This is a genomic window from Streptomyces sp. NPDC037290 (genome assembly GCF_055603245.1).
The window spans coordinates 400,200-413,946 of sequence record NZ_JBVJVZ010000004.1 but is presented as its reverse complement, the minus strand read 5'-3'; the positions used below and the strand labels follow the sequence as shown (position 1 = coordinate 413,946).

General features: G+C 72.4%; 10 protein-coding genes and 1 pseudogene. 7 read left to right on the top strand and 4 right to left on the bottom strand.

The window, feature by feature from the left end:
• Nucleotides 1-16 precede the first annotated feature (16 nt).
• The gene (locus ACZ7HQ_RS16885) at nucleotides 17-1,180 is read left to right on the top strand and encodes a glycosyltransferase (RefSeq protein ID WP_470990692.1); all 1,164 of its coding nucleotides are present in this window, start codon (nucleotides 17-19) and stop codon (nucleotides 1,178-1,180) included.
• 6 nt (nucleotides 1,181-1,186) lie between these two features.
• Here the strand turns inward: ACZ7HQ_RS16885 and ACZ7HQ_RS16880 are convergent, their stop codons facing one another.
• Nucleotides 1,187-2,506 (bottom strand): TerD family protein, encoded by a 1,320-nt coding sequence (locus ACZ7HQ_RS16880; RefSeq protein WP_470990060.1) that lies wholly within the window; start codon nucleotides 2,504-2,506, stop codon nucleotides 1,187-1,189.
• Between the two features lie 277 nt (nucleotides 2,507-2,783).
• Between ACZ7HQ_RS16880 and ACZ7HQ_RS16875 the strand changes: the two genes are divergently transcribed.
• The 4 genes from ACZ7HQ_RS16875 (at nucleotide 2,784) to ACZ7HQ_RS16860 (ending at nucleotide 7,544) form a co-directional block, all read left to right on the top strand.
• Nucleotides 2,784-3,221, top strand: a complete 438-nt coding sequence (locus ACZ7HQ_RS16875) for a DUF6643 family protein (protein ID WP_470990057.1) — start codon at nucleotides 2,784-2,786, stop codon at nucleotides 3,219-3,221.
• 43 nt (nucleotides 3,222-3,264) lie between these two features.
• The gene (locus ACZ7HQ_RS16870) at nucleotides 3,265-4,164 is read left to right on the top strand and encodes an MOSC domain-containing protein (protein ID WP_470990054.1); all 900 of its coding nucleotides are present in this window, start codon (nucleotides 3,265-3,267) and stop codon (nucleotides 4,162-4,164) included.
• A gap of 110 nt (nucleotides 4,165-4,274) precedes the next feature.
• Nucleotides 4,275-4,880 (top strand): Rv1733c family protein, encoded by a 606-nt coding sequence (locus tag ACZ7HQ_RS16865; RefSeq protein ID WP_470990051.1) that lies wholly within the window; start codon nucleotides 4,275-4,277, stop codon nucleotides 4,878-4,880.
• 225 nt (nucleotides 4,881-5,105) lie between these two features.
• Nucleotides 5,106-7,544 (top strand): right-handed parallel beta-helix repeat-containing protein, encoded by a 2,439-nt coding sequence (locus ACZ7HQ_RS16860; protein WP_470990048.1) that lies wholly within the window; start codon nucleotides 5,106-5,108, stop codon nucleotides 7,542-7,544.
• Between the two features lie 28 nt (nucleotides 7,545-7,572).
• On the opposite strand, the gene ACZ7HQ_RS16855 is transcribed toward ACZ7HQ_RS16860, so the two are convergent.
• Nucleotides 7,573-8,244 carry a DUF4097 family beta strand repeat-containing protein gene (locus ACZ7HQ_RS16855; protein WP_470990045.1) on the bottom strand — a complete coding sequence of 224 codons (672 nt, stop codon included), beginning with the start codon at nucleotides 8,242-8,244 and terminating at the stop codon, nucleotides 7,573-7,575.
• 184 nt (nucleotides 8,245-8,428) lie between these two features.
• A pseudogene (locus ACZ7HQ_RS16850) lies at nucleotides 8,429-10,802 on the bottom strand (hypothetical protein).
• 292 nt (nucleotides 10,803-11,094) lie between these two features.
• Here ACZ7HQ_RS16850 and ACZ7HQ_RS16845 point away from each other — a divergent pair.
• Both ACZ7HQ_RS16845 and ACZ7HQ_RS16840 read left to right on the top strand, forming a co-directional pair.
• Nucleotides 11,095-11,937, top strand: a complete 843-nt coding sequence (locus ACZ7HQ_RS16845; RefSeq protein ID WP_470990042.1) for a DeoR/GlpR family DNA-binding transcription regulator — start codon at nucleotides 11,095-11,097, stop codon at nucleotides 11,935-11,937.
• Nucleotides 11,938-12,005: 68 nt separating this feature from the next.
• Nucleotides 12,006-12,467 (top strand): SRPBCC family protein, encoded by a 462-nt coding sequence (locus ACZ7HQ_RS16840; RefSeq protein WP_470990039.1) that lies wholly within the window; start codon nucleotides 12,006-12,008, stop codon nucleotides 12,465-12,467.
• Nucleotides 12,468-12,479: 12 nt separating this feature from the next.
• On the opposite strand, the gene cds1 is transcribed toward ACZ7HQ_RS16840, so the two are convergent.
• A complete protein-coding gene (gene cds1, locus ACZ7HQ_RS16835; RefSeq protein WP_470990037.1) occupies nucleotides 12,480-13,604 on the bottom strand; it encodes an L-cysteine desulfhydrase Cds1 in 1,125 nt (374 codons plus the stop codon).
• Nucleotides 13,605-13,747: the final 143 nt, after the last annotated feature.

The window sequence follows — 13,747 nt, the reverse complement described above, 5'->3', positions numbered from 1 at the left end:
CGGAGTGAGCGCCCTGATGTGGATCACCGTCGTGTCGCTGGCCGCCTGGTGCTGGCTGCTGCTGTGCCAGGGCTTCTTCTGGCGTACCGATGTCCGGCTGCCGCCCCACCGGGAACCGGAAGAGTGGCCGTCGGTCTGCGTGGTCGTACCGGCGCGCGACGAGGCCGCCGTGCTGCCCGCGAGCCTGCCGTCGCTGCTGACGCAGGACTATCCGGGCCGGGCCGAGGTCTTCCTGGTGGACGACGGGAGCACCGACGGCACCGGGGAGCTGGCGCGCGAGCTGGCCCGGCGGCACGGCGGGCTGCCGCTGACCGTGGGCTCGCCCGGCGAGCCGCCGGCAGGCTGGACGGGCAAGCTGTGGGCGGTGCGGCACGGTGTCGGCCTGGCACGCGCGCGTGACCCCGAGTACCTGCTGCTGACGGACGCCGACATCGCGCACGCGCCGGACAGCCTGCGCGCACTGGTGTCGGCGGCCCGTGCCGGCGGCTTCGACGTCGTGTCGCAGATGGCGCGGCTGCGGGTGGAGAGCCTGTGGGAGCGGCTGGTGGTCCCGGCGTTCGTGTACTTCTTCGCGCAGCTGTATCCCTTCCGGTGGATCGGCCGGAAGGGCTCGCGTACGGCCGCGGCGGCGGGCGGCTGTGTCCTGCTGCGGACGGGGATGGCCGAGAAGGCGCGCATCCCGGAAGCCATCCGGCACGCCGTGATCGACGACGTGGCGCTCGCGCGTGCGGTGAAGGCCGCCGGCGGGCACGTCTGGCTGGGCCTGGCCGACCGGGTGGACAGCGTGCGGCCGTACCCCCGGCTGCACGACCTGTGGCGGATGGTCTCGCGCAGTGCCTACGCCCAGCTGCGCCACAACCCGCTGCTGCTCCTCGGTACGGTCGCCGGGCTCGCGCTGCTGTACCTGGTGCCGCCCGCCGCGGTGGTCGTGGGTGCGGCGGGCGGCGGTACGGCGACGGCGGTCACCGGCGCCGTGGCGTGGGCGGTGATGGCGGGGACGTATCTGCCGATGCTGTGCTACTACGGCCAGCCCCTGGGGCTCGCGCCGCTGCTGCCGTTCACCGCGCTGCTGTACCTGTTGATGACGGTCGACTCGGCCGTGCAGCACTACCGGGGCCGCGGGGCCGCATGGAAGGGCCGCACGTACGCGCGTCCCGGCGCCGTGCCCGACGAGGGCTGAGCCCGCTCACTTGCGGCCGGGCGTCCAGTTCATGCCCCAGTCGTAGGCGCGGTCTATGGTCCGCTGCGGGCTCACTCCGCGCTGCGGCACCAGGTACCGCGCCTCGCGCTGTACGAGGAGGTCGCCGCCCGTGTTGGTGATCAGGGCGAGCGCGCAGACCGTGGAGGGGACGGTGCACTCGTCCAGCGAGAAGTCGATCGCGGCGCCGTACTGCGGCTGGAGGGTGACGGTGGCATGCAGATCGGCGAAGGAGGTGGCGCCCTCGTAGATGGTGACGAAGACGAGGATGCGCCGGAAGTCCCGGGTGTGGTCGAGGTTGATGGTGAGGTTCTCGCCGCTCGCCACCGCACCGGTGCGGTCGTCGCCGTCGAGGTGGATGTACGGCGGCCGGTGCAGCGATCCGAAGGCGTTGCCGAGAGCCTGGACGACGCCTTTGCGGCCGTCGGCGAGTTCGTACAGGGCGCACAGGTCGAGGTCGAGGTCTCCCTGCCCGCCTCCCCATCGGCCGCCCCAGCCGGAAAGCTGTTTGCGCACCTGCCAGTTGAGGTTCACCCGCATCGCTCCGGAGGTGCCGCCCTGTTTGGCGAGCGAGACGGAGGGCGCGGCCTTGGTGAGGGTGACCTTGGACAGGCGGACGGGCTGGGGCGCGGGGGCCGGCGGGACCGTGGGAGGGGTGGGGGGCCTGGGGGCCGGCGGAGCCGTGGGAGGGACGGCGGGCGCGGGCGGCGCTGCGGGGGCCGGCGGGGGCGGCGTCACCGGGGCCGCCGCGGCGGGCGGTGCGGTGTGCTGGGGCTCGTCCACGGTGATGCCGAAGTCCGTTGCCAGACCTTCGAGCCCGCTGCTGTAGCCCTGGCCGACGGCACGGAACTTCCACGCGCCCTGGCGGCGGTAGAACTCGCCGAGCACAAAGGCCGTCTCGACGGTCGCGCCCGGGCTGTCGAAGCGCGCGACCGTCTGTCCGGTCACGGCGTCGGTCACCTCGATGTAGAGGCCGGGGACCTGCCCGAAGGTCCCGCCGTCGGCGGATGCGGCCAGGACGATGCGCTCGATCGTGGCCTCCACGCGCGCGAGGTCGACGGAGAGGCTGTCGGTGACGCCCGCGCCGGCCGTCCTCTTGCCCTCGTGGCGCACGGCACCGGAAGGGTGGGCGGGTTGGTTGTAGAAGACGAAGTCGGTGTCGGAGCGGACCTTGCCGGTGGCGAGCAGCAGCGCGGAGGCGTCCGCGTCGGGCACCCCGGCCCCGGTGCGCCAGCCCAGTTCGACGCGCAGGGCCGTGGTCGGCACCGGCGTGTTCGACCCTTTCGGCATTGACATGTCCGCCCCCATCCGTGTCGGTTTCCGGGCACCCCGGGGGTCGCCCCGGTCATCCCTACCCGCACAACCTATTCCGGGGTGCGTCGAAGTCCCATGACCGGCGCCGGAAGATCACCGGTCAACTGGCGGTAACACCCCAGGAGCTCGCTCTTTACACGATGGAAACGTCGACGGACGTCCTTTTTTGCCAAGTTCGCTCGGATTGGGGATCCCCGGTCACTCCAGGCACGGAAAACAACCCTCTTATCGGTCTCCCCAACGAGCACATCGTGGGCTTAACTTATGTGCCATGACCTCCCCCCGCTCCACTTATGGTGGCGGCTACTACTCCGCCTCCTTCCCGGACACCCCGATCTACGACTCCCTCGTGGCCGAGCGGGGCACCCCGCAGATCGCCCCGATCCGGGTCCCCGCCGCCTACGACACGGGCAGCAGCCTGCCCGCCCTGCCGTCGGCTCTGCCCGCCCTCCCGGCGGGCCCCTCCCCGCAGGTCCCCGCCTACGGCTATCCGCAGACACCGCAGCCCGCGCCGCTGCAGCAGGCGCCCACGGCCTACATCCCGCAGCAGGCGAGCGCCCCGCGGGGTTATCCCGGCCCCCAGGCCCCGCAGCAGCAGCGCCCGATGGGGATGGGCACGGGATACGAGGCGATGCGTCCGGCCGCGCCGCGGCCCGCTCCGGCTCCCTACCAGGACCCGTACAACAACCAGCAGTACCGCGGCTACTGATCGGCGCGCCGACGCCGTCGGTGCCTCCTGGCACGATGGCGTCATGGAGAACGCCGAAGTGCAGTCGATTCACGTCCATCCCGTCAAGGCGTTCCGGGGCCATGCGACCCGGGAGGCCGTGGTGGAGCCCTGGGGCCTGGCCGGAGACCGGCGCTGGACACTGATCGACGACGGGGGCAAGGTCGTCACGCAACGCGAACAGCCACGTCTGGCGCTGGCCGCCGCCGAGCTGCTGCCCGGCGGCGGCGTTCGTCTGTCCGGGCCCGGTCACACGCCGCTGACGGTGTCCGTGCCCGAGCCGGCCGGCACCGTGCCGGTGAACGTCTTCGGCACGAAGGTCGAGGCGGTCCCGGCGGATCAGGCCGCGCACGCCTGGTGCAGCGCCTATCTGGGCACGGACGTCCGTCTGGTGCACATGGACGATCCGGCCACCCGCCGCCCGGTCGATCCCGACTACGCCCTGCCCGGCGAGACGGTGAGCTTCGCCGACGGGTACCCGCTGCTGATCACCACGACCGCCTCCCTCGACGCCCTGAACTCCCTGATGGCCGAGGGCGCGCACGCTCACGAGGGTCCGCTGCCGATGAACCGCTTCCGGCCCAACGTCGTCGTCGCCGGCACCGAGGCCTGGGCGGAGGACCGCTGGTCGCGGATCGCCGTCGGCGAGGTGGTCTTCCGGGTGGCGAAGGCGAGCGGACGCTGTGTCGTCACCACCGTCGACCAGGAGACCGCCGTGCGCGGCCGGGAGCCCCTGCGCACCCTGGCACTTCACCGCAGGGTCGGGTCGAGTCTGCTCTTCGGCCAGAACGTCGTGCCCCTCTCGCGCGGCACGATCAGGGTCGGTGACCCGGTCCGGGTGCTCGAGCAGCGCCCCGACGAACGCGCGGCGGCCGGGGAACCAGAGGCGGGTCCCGGTCGTTGGGAGGGGATGAGAGATTCATGAGAAACCGCGTGCGTGAGCGTGCGCGGTGGACGTGATGTCGCTCTCTCTTGCTCCTGGCTGCGGATGCGCGCCCGCGCCGGGGGTTATGACGGAGCGGAAGGGGGTGGGGTATGCGGGCGATCAGTGGTTTGTGGCGCTGGCGGCGCAATCCGCTGCGCCGCGCGACCGATCTGGTCGAGGCGTGGGTGGCCCTCGCGGCGCTCGTGCTGATGGCCGTGGTCGCGCCCGTGACCGGCTGCCTGGTCGGCGCCGCCGCCGAGGACTCGCTGCAGCGGTCCGTACGCGAACAGCGCCACACGCGCCACCTCGTCACGGCCACGGTCGTGCGTGACCTGGGTGAGGCCCCGCTGGAGACCGACCCCGACACCTCGACGACCCGCCGGGCCCACCGGCGTGTTCTCGCGGACTGGACCGCGCCGGACGGCGACCACCGGCACGGCCCGACCCTGGCGGACCTCAAGTCCCCGCACACGGGAGACCGCTTCACGCTCTGGACGGATCCGCAGGGCCGAATAACGACCCGCCCACTGGACTCCCCGACCGCGACGACACACGCGGTGCTCGCCGGGATCGGCGCGGCCCTGCTGGCCGCGGGCCTGGTCGAGGCCGCCCGGCGGCTGACCGTCTGGCGCATCGTCCACCGGCGTTACGCACGCTGGGACCAGGCCTGGGACCGGGCCGGCCCGGACTGGGGCAAGGCGGGCACCGGCAGCTGACGGCCTTCCCGCTCTGGTCAGCCCACCCTGCACGCACACGCTACGGTGGACCGGCCGAAGCGCTTTCGGCGACAACCCGCGGACGAGCGAACCGCAGAGGCACGCGGCTTCGGGAGCACGAACGCGCACCGGCCCCAGGGGCTGAGCACGGTCGCGGTCCCGGCACCGGCGGCGCGACTACGGGAGCGAGCCGTCAGTACGACGAGGTGGGGGCACAGCAACACCATGGCACAGGGCACGGTCCAGGTGACGCACAGCGGTACGTCGCGGTGGCGGCGCCGCACGGGCGAGTACGCATCGCTCGCCGCCGCCCTGGAGGCCGCCACGGACGGCGACGTCCTCACCATCGCCCCGGGGACCTACCGGGAAAACCTCGTGGTCCAGCGGGAGGTGACGCTCCGTGGCCCCGAGGGTTCCCCCGGCTCCGTGCGGATCGCGCCCGTGGACGGGGTGCCGCTCACCGTGCGCGCCTCGGCCGTGGTGCAGGACCTGCATGTGGAGGGCCAGGACGCGGCGGCGCCCGCGCTGCTGGTCGAGGAGGGCATGCCCGAGCTGCTGGACGTGCGGATCGTCGCCCGGTCCGCGGCGGGCATCGAGGTGCGCGGCGGTGCCCGTCCCACCGTGCGCCGCTGCACGGTCGACAACCCGGCCGGCATCGGCATCGTCGTACTCGACGGCGCGAGTGGGGTGTTCGAGGAGTGCGAGGTCGTCGCGGCCGGGCAGGCGGGGGTGGCCGTGCGCGGCGGCGCGCGCCCGCGCCTGGAGCGCTGCCGGGTGCACCATGCCTCGGGCACCGGGCTGACCGCGACCGGCGAGAACTCGTCGCTGGAGGCCGTGGGTTGTGAGATCTACGAGGTCCGCGGGGCCGGCGTCCAGGTCACCCAGCGGGCGACGGCTCACCTGACCGACTGCGTTGTGCACCGCACGACCACCGACGGCATCACGCTGGACACGGACGCGGTGCTCACGCTGGCCGACTGCCACATCCACGACATCCCCGAGAACGCCGTCGACCTGCGCTCCCGTTCGGTGCTCACGCTGACCCGGACGACGGTCCGTCAGTTCGGGCGCAACGGCCTGTCGGTGTGGGACCCCGGGACCCGGGTGGACGCCAACCAGTGCGAGATCTTCGACAGCACCGGCGACTACCCGGCGGTGTGGGTCAGCGACGGCGCCACCGCCGTCCTCGACTCCTGCCGGGTGCACGACGTGCCGGACGCCCTGTTCGTGCTGGACCGCGGTTCGCGTGCGGACGTCGTGGACAGCGACCTGTCCCAGGTGCGCAACACGGCGGTGTCGGTGAGCGACGGGGCCACCGCACAGCTCGACGACTGCCGGATCCGGGAGGCGGCGACCGGAGCGTGGTTCCGCGACCACGGCAGCGGCGGCACGCTGAACAACTGCACGCTGGACGGCACCCAGACCGGCGTGATCGTCACCAAGGGCGCCGACCCCACCATCGAGCGCTGCACGGTCGACTCCCCCGCCGAGGCCGGCTTCTACGTCTCCGCGGGCGGACGCGGCAGTTTCCTGAACTGCCGGGTCAGCGGCAGTTCGGGATACGGCTTCCATGTGATCGACGGCTGCCGGGCGACGCTGCGCAAGTGCCGTACGGAGCGCTGCGCGCGCGGCGGTTACGAGTTCGCCGACGCCGGCCCCGACGCCGCGTCCGGGACGGGCCCGGTGGTGGAGGACTGCACCAGCGACGAGAGCGGTGGTGTGCGGCCGTCGCCGGTCCGCGATAGCGCCGTACAGACGATGTCGCACTCCTCCGGGCTGCTCGGGTCGATCCCCGGGCAGCGCAGCACGGAGCAGGAGCCGCTGATCGGCGCCGCCACGCCGGACAAGGCGGCGCGCACCTCGAAGGACGTGCTCGGGGAACTCGACGCGCTGGTGGGCCTGGAGAGCGTCAAGCGGGAGGTGCGGGCGCTGACCGACATGATCGAGGTGGGCCGCCGCCGGCGGCGGGCGGGGCTGAAGGCGGCGTCGGTCAAGCGGCATCTGGTCTTCACCGGCTCCCCCGGCACCGGCAAGACGACGGTCGCCCGGCTCTACGGCGAGATCCTCGCCTCGCTCGGCGTGCTGGAGAAGGGTCATCTCGTCGAGGTGTCCCGGGTGGACCTGGTCGGTGAGCACATCGGCTCCACGGCGATCCGCACCCAGGAGGCGTTCGAGAAGGCGCGCGGCGGTGTGCTGTTCATCGACGAGGCGTACGCGCTGTCCCCGGAGGACGGCGGGCGTGACTTCGGCAAGGAGGCCATCGACACGCTGGTGAAGCTGATGGAGGACCACCGGGACGCGGTGGTGGTGATCGTCGCCGGCTACACGGCGGAGATGGAGCGCTTCCTGTCCGTCAACCCCGGTGTCGCCTCCCGCTTCTCCCGCACCATCACCTTCGGCGACTACGGCCCCGAGGAGCTGCTCAGGATCGTGGAGCAGCAGGCCGACGAGCACGAGTACCGGCTGGCGCCGGGCACGTCCGAGGCGCTGCTGAAGTACTTCACGGTCCTCCCGAAGGGCCCGGCGTTCGGCAACGGCCGCACCGCTCGGCAGACCTTCGAGGCGATGGTGGAGCGGCACGCGGGTCGTGTCGCCCAGTTGGAGAACCCGAGCACGGACGACCTGACCCTGCTGTTCGCGGAGGACCTGCCGGACCTTCCGTGACCTTCTTCGGCATCGGTGCCGGGGCCGCTCAGAGGCTGCGGGCGTCGATGTTGCCGTACTCGGTGGTCACGCGGATGTTCAGGTCGGCCGCGGCACCTTCGGTGTTCCTGAGCGCGTTGTGGATCCGGCCGTAGCCGGTGCCGGCGTCCAGGGTGGCGGAGACTCCGGCGGCGGCGCCGACCGACACATCGCCCATCCGGGTGTGCAGCACGACCGTGCCGCGCACGGCCTCGGCGATCCGGATGTCCCCCTTTTGTGTGCTGATCTCCGCGGGGCCGCCCAAGCGGCCGACCATGACGTCACCGGCCTGGACGGTCAGACGGACGCTCGCGGCCTCGTCGAGCTCGATCGCGCCGTGGGCGCCGTCGAAGGTGACGTCGCCCAACCGTCCGATGGCCCGGAACTCGGTGGCGGCGGCTTTCACCTCCACCTCGGAACCGGCGGGCAGCTGGATGGTCACGTCCAGGAATCCGGAGCTTCCGAGGATCTCGTGCTTCCCCTGCGGGGCCGAGATCCGCAGGACGCCGTCGTGACATTCGACCTTGGTCTGCTCCGCCGCCTTCACGTCGCGGCCCTTGGAGGCGTTCACCGGCAGGACCTCGACCGTGGTGTCGGTCTGTTCGGCGGCGATGAACTGGACCCGGCCCGCGGGGATGTCGAGGACGGCGGAGATCGGGGTGGGGGTGGCGAACTTCTGCATCGTGCTCTCCTCCTGCGTTTGTTGTTTCTGACATCGGAAACGCTACGTTGCATTTACAGATTTCGCAATCAACTGGGTGGGCACGATCAGTATCAGAGCAGGTAGAGGCTCACATATCGTTGCAACCGATTGAGATTTAACGCAACGAGAACCACTTGGTCGTTGCATGGATGGGGAGTGAACGCTACTTCGACGGCCCGGGACAGGAATCCGCGCCCGGCTCCGGGCGTGGTCCCGGCACGTCGGGACGCAGCCGGCTCAGCAGGCGGGCGCGTTCACGGGTGAAGGCCGGGTCCGCCTGGTAGTCGGAGTGGCCAAGGACGGGCGCCGGCAGCGGATGCTCGGGCGTGCGGCCGTAGGCGAGCGGATCCCGCAGCGGAGCGTGGTCGACCTCGGGGGTTGCGTCGTCGGGGACGCGGACGGGACCGCCGATGGGGTCGGTACGGCGGTAGAGGTTGCCCCAGCAGGCGACATCGCGGTGCAGGGCGGCGAGCGCGGGCGGTCCGAAGTGGGCCGGGAACCAGCGGCCGTAGAGGCGTTCCAGCGGGGAGCCGTAGGTCAGCAGCGCGGTCCGGCGGCGCACGGACGGGGGCAGCTGCCAGGCGGCGGCCGCGGCCAGGACGCTGCCCTGGGAATGGCCGGACACGACCAGGCGGCCGCCGGTGCGGTGTGTCCAGGTGGCCACCCGCCAGGTCAGGTCCGGCACCGCGCGCTCGGCGTAGCAGGGCGGCGCGAAGGGGTGCGCGGCCCGTGGCCAGAAGGTGCCGACGTCCCAGAGGATGCCGATGGTGCGCCGCGCGGAGGCGTCCTTGTAGGCGCGCCTGCCCCAGGTCACGAAGAGCACGAAGCCGAGGCCGGCCAGCCAGGAGCCCAGCGCCTGCGAGGTCTCGGCGATGGCCTGGAGGGCGTCGTAGGTGCGGCGGGCCGCTCCGTCGGGTGTCTCCCTCGTGGTCAGCGCGCCGGCCAGCGCCACGGCACCGAGCAGCAGGGTGGTGACGGCGAGCACGCCGACGACGAGGGGTGCCCGGTCGGTGAGGGCGGCCATCGCGCGGACATGGGCGATGGCACGGGTACGGCCCGGGTCCTCGGGCTCGCCGGGATGCTCGTGGCGGACGCGGTCGCGTTCGGCGCGGGCCAGCCTGGCGGTGTGCGTCCCCAGCCCGGCGGCGAGCAGCAGCAGGACCGCGAGGGCCGGCGGGATCGTGGACGCCTGCCAGGTCAGCAGGAGAGGCGGCCCGGGGAGCAGGGAGCGGGTGCCGTCGAGCCAGTCGGCCACGCGCTGGGCGAGCCCGCCGGACATCACACCGCCCAGCGCGCAGGCGAGCAGCGCGACGGCCGGTCCGCCGAGACCGCGCATCCCGGCGCGCGGATCGGGAGTGCGCCGGTGCAGGCGCCGGGCGACCACGGCGAGCGCGAGGACCAGCAGCCCCTGGGTCAGCATGAGGGCGCCGAAGGCGGGGTCGCCCGGCAGTCGCCCGGTGGACCGCCAGCCGGACCTGGCCCAGCCGGCGTACACGGCGCTGAGCAGCAGCAGGCCGAGCGCGCCGAGTGGCAGGAGTCGTACGAGGTGCCGGTCGACGCGCTGGTCGAGGCGGTTCTCGCTGCGGCCCCGGCGGCAGACGACGCCCGTCACCGCCGCGGCCCAGACCACCAGGGCTGCGGGGAGCAGCCAGCCCAGGGTGTCCAGGACCGCGGGGCCGCCTGGCCGGTGGTCGAAACGGGCCGCCGGGATCGCCAGCGCCGCCGCGACGGTCAGCAGGGCCGCGGCGGTGTGCGGCGCGCAGCCGGGCCACGAGGCGGCGCCCGTACCAGAAGCCGGGCAGGGCCAGCGCGCTGCCGTCGGCGTCCGGCTCGGGATCGTGGGACAGCGGCTGGTGGGACTCGTACGCGCTCCAGGTGCGGTGCGAGAGGTACCAGAGCAGGCCGGTCAGCGCGGCCGGCACCAGCGCGGCGAGGGCGAGCCGGCGGCCGGGCAGGCTCCACCAGTTGCCGTACCCGCCGGGGACCACGGATGGCCGGGCGGCGAGGAAGGTGAGCCAGCAGTGGCGTCGGGCGCAGTCATGGACGCCGGCGCACTGCCAGGCCACCAGGTCCAGGGCCACCTCGCAGACGGCCGCCACCAGCAGCACGGTCAGGGTGAGGGCGGCCAGCCGCACCAGAAGACCGTACAGGCGGACGGTGCGATGCCGCCCTGCTGCAGCGGGCCGCATCCAGTGGGCGAGGTTGACCACCATGAACGGCAGCAGCAACAGCCACAGGGCGCGGCTGCCGTCGCCGGAGGTGAGGTTGCACCAGACGTACGCCTCCTGGACGGGCTCGTCCCGGGGTCCTTTCCGGGCCTCCGTGTCCCCGGTGTCCCGGGCGCGCGGGAAGACGGCGGCCGTGTCGTCGCCGGTGATCCGGACGGTACGCGGGTCGCCGAGCATCCTCTCGGGGGTGGTCCCGCCCACGCCGTGCACCAGCAGCTCCAGCTCGGGAACCGGGTCCGTCCGGCCGTGCTCCGGCCCTGCCACCGCGTCCATCTGCTGCCCGCCGGGGCGTTCCTGCTCGCGGTCCACTGTTCTCGCACCCCCGTGACGCGCCGGACGGCCTGTGCCGATGCGGGTTCAGGATCACCGCTCCGGACGCCGGTGTGCACCACTCGTCATGGAATCGCCCCGATCCGGTGACGGAGGCCGGGACGGCGGTGGCACACGGGGCGCGTGCGGGTCGTGACAGGTGGTGGCGCAACCGGTACCGACCCGTGAAAGGATGGGACGCCCGCGCAGCTCCGGCCCGACGGAACCTTCCTGGTCGAGGGCGGTGCGCCGGGCGTGTCGGACGGATGACGGCGAAAGGACCGGAGCGTACGTGAGTGAGAATCAGAACCTCCTCGCGGAGCAGCGCCGCGCCCTGATCCTGGACGAGGTCCGGCGCCGGGGCGGTGTGCGGGTCAACGAGCTGACCCGCAAGCTCGGCGTGTCGGACATGACGGTGCGCCGTGACCTGGACGCCCTGGCCCGCCAGGGTGTGCTGGAGAAGGTGCACGGCGGCGCGGTGCCCGTGGTCGAGGCGAGCACCCACGAGCCGGGCTTCGAGGCCAAGTCGGGTCTGGAGCTGACCGCCAAGGAGGACATCGCGCGCGCCGCCGCGAAGCTGGTCACGCCGGGTACGGCGATCGCGCTGTCCGGCGGTACGACGACCTACGCGCTCGCGCAGCACCTGCTGGAGGTGCCCGACCTGACCGTGGTGACGAACTCGGTGCGGGTGGCGGACGTCTTCCACGCGGCACAGCGCACCTCGGGCCAGCGGCAGGGGACGGCCACGGTGGTGCTGACCGGCGGTGTGCGCACCCCGTCCGACTCCCTGGTGGGACCGGTCGCCGACCAGGCGATCGCCGCCCTCCACTTCGATCTGCTGTTCCTCGGTGTGCACGGCATATCGGTCGAGGCCGGTCTGTCCACGCCGAACCTCGCGGAGGCGGAGACGAACCGGCGGCTGGTGCACTCGGCGCGCCGCGTGGTGGTGGTCGCCGACCACACCAAGTGGGGCACGGTGGGCCTGAGTTCGTTCGCCACGCTGGAACAGGTGGACACGCTCGTCACCGACGCGGGTCTGCCGGCCGAGGCCCGCGCGGAGATCTCGGAGCACCTGCCGCGGCTGCTGGTGGCGGGCGAGACGGACGAGGACGAACAGGACGCCGACGACATCTGACAACACGTCAGATAGGCTTGCGGAGCAACACCCGTTCCCTGAAGGGATCTCACGAGGGGGTTCGCACCATGGCTCGTCGTCTGCGACCGGTCGGCCTCGACTTCGTCGGTACCGCACCGGTGCGGCTGACCTTCGTCCGGGAGGCGGCCGCGGCTCCCGACAGGATCTTCCACTCGCTCGCCGAGGACCTGACCGGCTGGTCGGAGTGGTTCCCCGGGGTGTCCTCCGTCCGTCCGGCCGGCACCGGGCGCGCGGTCCGGCTGCGCGGCGGCGCCCGCTTCGAGGAGTCGGTGATCGCTGCCAGGGCACCGGAGATCTACGCCTACCGCGTCGATGTGACGAACATGCCGGGAGCCCGGGCCTGGATCGAGGAGTGGCGGCTCGCCCCGGCCGGCACCGGAACCCGGGTACGGATGACCTTCGCCCTCGACGGGACGGCGGCGTTCCGCCTGTTGTGGACCCTGGCCCGCCCGGGCGTGGGCCGCGCCTTCCGCGACGCGGTCGGGAAACTGGACCGGCGCCTCGGCTGACCCGCCGCCCGCTCAGTCCGGCCACACCCCCGTCGCCAGCAGGGTCTCGATGGCCACCGTGTACGGCGTGATGTCCAGGCCCTGCTCCGCGAGCCAGGCGTCGGAGTAGTACTTGTCGAGGTAGCGGTCGCCCGGGTCGCACAGCAGGGTGACGACGCTGCCCCGGCGGCCCTCGGCCACCATCTCCGAGACGATCTTCAGCGCGCTCCACAGACCGGTACCCGTGGAGCCGCCTGCCTTGCGGCCGATGGCCCGCTCCAGGGCGCGTACGGCGGCGACGCTGGCCGCGTCAGGGACCTTCATCATCCGGTCGATCGCGCCGGGCACGAAGCTCGGCTCCATGCGCGGGCGTCCGATGCCCTCGATCCGGGAGCCGCAGTCGCAGGTGACGTCCGGATCGCCGGTGGTCCAGCCCTCGAAGAAGCAGGAGTTGTCCGGGTCGGCGACGCAGATGCGGGTGTCGTACTGCATGTAGTGGACATAGCGGGCGAGGGTCGCGGAGGTGCCGCCGGTGCCCGCCGTGGCGACGATCCACGCCGGCTCCGGGAACCGCTCCAACTCCAGCTGGCGGAAGATGGATTCGGCGATGTTGTTGTTCCCGCGCCAGTCGGTGGCGCGCTCGGCGTAGGTGAACTGGTCCATGTAGTGGCCGCCGGTCTCCACCGCGAGGCGGGCGGACTCCTCGTACATCTTTCGGGAGTCGTCCACGAAGTGACATCGGCCGCCGTGGAACTCGATGAGTCGGCACTTCTCGGCGCTGGTCGTACGGGGCATGACCGCGATGAAGGGCACCCCGATCAGCTTTGCGAAGTAGGCCTCCGAGACGGCGGTCGAGCCGCTGGAGGCCTCGATGACCGGCCGGCCGGGACGGATCCAGCCATTGCAGAGGCCGTAGAGGAAGAGGGAGCGGGCGAGGCGGTGCTTGAGGCTGCCGGTGGGGTGCGTCGACTCGTCCTTCAGGTAGAGGTCGATGCCCCAGTGCTCGGGGAGCGGGAAGCGCAGGAGATGGGTGTCGGCCGACCGGTTGGCGTCGGCCTGGACCTTGCGGACGGCTTCTTTCAGCCAGTCACGGTAGGTGGCGTCGGTGCGGTCGACGTCGAGGGTCGCGCCGGTCCGGGTCTGGTGGGTGGTGCTCACGGCGGTGCTCCTTACGCTGGGCGCCGACGACGCCTCACGCGGCCGGCAACTCGAGCATAGGCATCTTTTACACCGCTTCCCACCTGCATAAACGCATCTTTGAGCCACCCAAAGCCGCCCTGGGGCACGGGCGTGCGAGGTAT